Origin of the sequence: Undibacterium sp. 5I2 (assembly GCF_035019605.1) — a bacterium.
Taxonomy (GTDB): domain Bacteria; phylum Pseudomonadota; class Gammaproteobacteria; order Burkholderiales; family Burkholderiaceae_D; genus Undibacterium.
In genome coordinates this window covers 1-212 of record NZ_JASJVS010000220.1, presented here as the reverse complement: position 1 = coordinate 212, position 212 = coordinate 1, and the positions used below count along the sequence as shown (strand labels likewise).

The following is a 212-nucleotide window of genomic DNA, read 5'->3' as shown; positions in this document are numbered from 1 at the left end:
ACAGCCGTTCCGTTATGCCGCTGTTCCGGCGTTACAAACTTCAATCCACTGTGCTTATGCACTTGGTTGTACCATCTGACAAACTGGAGCATCCAAGTCTGCGCGGCCTCGACATTGTCGAACGGCTTTGTCGGGTAATCGGGCCGATATTTGCAAGTATGGAAGAGCGATTCTGCGAATGGCTTATCATTCGAAACACGCGGACGACTAAA

General features: G+C 50.5%; 1 protein-coding gene. It reads right to left on the bottom strand.

Features of this window, described 5'->3' with window-relative positions; translation table 11 throughout:
- Positions 1–212 (bottom strand): integrase core domain-containing protein (locus QN359_RS20025; protein ID WP_323493538.1); only part of this gene is annotated, 212 nt, incomplete at both ends.